The following is a 1,019-nucleotide window of genomic DNA, read 5'->3' on the forward strand; positions in this document are numbered from 1 at the left end:
CCGATGGCGATGCCGGCGCAATTGATCAGGATACGCGGCTCGCCAAGCTTGGCGAGCCGCGTATCCTGATCAATTGCGCCGGCATCGCCATCGGTGTGAAGACGATCGGCAAGGATGGTCCCCATCCGCTTGATCAGTACCGCAAGGTGATCGAGGTCAATCTGATCGGCACGTTCAACATGATCCGCCTCGTCGCCGAACGCGCGTCGAAGCTCGAGCCGCTGCCGGGCGGCGAGCGCGGCGTCATTGTCAACACCGCTTCGGTTGCCGCCTATGATGGCCAGATCGGGCAGGCCGCCTATGCGGCGTCCAAGGGCGGCGTCGTCGGCATGACGCTGCCGGTGGCGCGCGACCTTGCCCGTTCCGGCATCCGCGTCTGCACCATCGCTCCCGGCATCTTCAAGACGCCGATGATGGCCGGCATGCCGCAAGAGGTGCAGGATTCACTGGGCGCCGCCGTGCCGTTCCCGTCGCGCCTGGGCGAACCGTCCGAATATGCCGCTCTCGCCCTGCACATCATCGAGAACCAGATGCTGAACGGCGAGACCATTCGCCTCGACGGCGCCATTCGCATGGCGCCGAAATAAACCGGTCATGAGCGCCGGCCTGTCCGCTGCCGCTAAAACCGGTCCGCTGACCGGGCTGAAGGTGATCGAGATGGCCGGGCTCGGCGCCGTGCCGCTGGCCGGCCTGATGCTGTCGGAGATGGGCGCGCAACTGTTGCGCATCGAACGGGCGGGGACGAGCCAGCTCCTGCCGCTGCCGGATGAGTATAACATCGACCGCCATGGCCGCGCCGTGCTGCGCCTCGACCTGAAGCGCCGTGAAGGCACCGATCTGTTGCTGCGCCTTGCCGAAAAGGCGGACATGTTGCTCGAAGGCTTTCGCCCGGGCGTCATGGAACGGCTCGGCCTCGGCCCGGAAACGGTGCTGGTGCGTAACCCGGCGCTGATCTACGGCCGTATGACCGGCTTCGGCCAGGGCGGTCCGCTCGCCGGCCGCGCCGGCCATGACATAAC

General features: G+C 66.5%; 2 protein-coding genes. Both read left to right on the top strand.

Annotated elements, in window-relative coordinates:
* Positions 1 to 587: SDR family NAD(P)-dependent oxidoreductase (locus tag EN994_RS32905; RefSeq protein ID WP_127308226.1), on the top strand; the 587-nt coding region annotated here is incomplete at its 5' end.
* A gap of 7 nt (positions 588 to 594) precedes the next feature.
* Positions 595 to 1,019 (top strand): CoA transferase (locus tag EN994_RS32910; RefSeq protein ID WP_164746497.1); only part of this gene is annotated, 425 nt, incomplete at its 3' end.

Origin of the sequence: Mesorhizobium sp. M7A.F.Ca.CA.002.09.1.1, from assembly GCF_003998555.1 — a bacterium.
Classification (GTDB): Bacteria; Pseudomonadota; Alphaproteobacteria; order Rhizobiales; family Rhizobiaceae; genus Mesorhizobium; species Mesorhizobium ciceri.